Source organism: Comamonas sp. B-9, from assembly GCF_000410635.1.
GTDB lineage: Bacteria > Pseudomonadota > Gammaproteobacteria > Burkholderiales > Burkholderiaceae_C > Comamonas.
Genome location: NZ_APCR01000580.1, coordinates 1 through 1,194, shown reverse-complemented (window position 1 = coordinate 1,194; position 1,194 = coordinate 1). Strand labels below are relative to the sequence as shown.

Below are 1,194 nucleotides of genomic sequence, written 5' to 3'. Positions count from 1 at the left end.
CTTCGAAGAGCACAGCGTGGTTCTGCTCGCAGGCGCCTCCACGCCCGGCTTCAATGGCGAAGAACGTGTGCTTACTACGGCCAGCGACCGCATCACAGTTGCGACCACCGCAGCCAATGGCCCGATTGCTGGCAGCATCACTGTTCGCTATGCGCCGGTGGGCGGCTGGGAGGAGGTTTTCTCCAAAACCAATGTGAGCGTGTTCCGGAGTTCGGATCTCACCGGCAACCGCATGTTTTTGCGCATTGACGATACTGCTGCGCTGGTGGCTCGTGTGGTGGGCTATGAATCGATGACGGACGTAGATACCGGCACAGGTGCATTCCCAACTGCAGGACAAGTGTCAGGTGGTGGATATTGGCACAAATCAATGACGGCGGGCTCTACTGCTGTGCGTTGGAAAATGGCTGGAGATTCCAAATTTTTCATGCATGGTATTGCCCCCTATGTGGGTGCATCAACTGGGGATGTCATGGCAGCGCCCGCGCGTGGTTTTGGTGATCCTATTTCGCTGTCTACGTCCGGTGATGCATGGGGCGCTGTGCTTAGTTCCGCTGGTTCGGCGACGAACACTAGCTTTGCAGTTGGCGCGTTTGATGCGAGTGCTCTCTCCACACTGGGGACTGGGGCGATTTTTAGCCCTCGCTCTATTACGGGTCTTGGGTCCTCTGTGATGATTGATGTGCGGCCGTTCACAGGGACGAGAGCTACTTATTCTGGTGGAGACTCTTTCATGGGGGCTGCGCCGAGTCGAGTTGATGGGCAAATCAAGACGAGCGGCATATTCGCATTGGAGAGTGGCGACGCTACTGCACCACCTCGAATGGTGATACCCGGGATTCAATTTATTCCACAGTCTGGTGTAACTAGTATTTTGACTGACGGTGATATTTTGAGCGGATCCGGATCCATGGCAGGAAGGCGCTTGCTTGCGGTGTCCACTGGTAATGCCAACTCGACGGTGAATGGTCGCTACCTTATCGATATCACGGGTCCGTGGAGAAGCTGATGGCTCTTTTGACCACTCCTACAGCGCCTCAGCCACTCCCGGGGTTCATTCAGGGGCGTGCTCCTTCCAAATTCACCCGTCTTGCCCCAACGCCAGTGCACGCAAACCTAGTCCAGGACTATCGGCAGGTCGGCGACACGAGGGGCGTAATAAATGACCGCGTCATGCTCAAGACCAGCCCCAGT

General features: G+C 56.1%; 1 protein-coding gene. It reads left to right on the top strand.

Annotated elements, in window-relative coordinates; genetic code table 11:
* Window positions 1-1,009, top strand: a 1,009-nt coding sequence (locus H928_RS31395; protein ID WP_204366284.1) for a hypothetical protein, incomplete at its 5' end; no start/stop codon positions are given.
* Window positions 1,010-1,194: the final 185 nt, after the last annotated feature.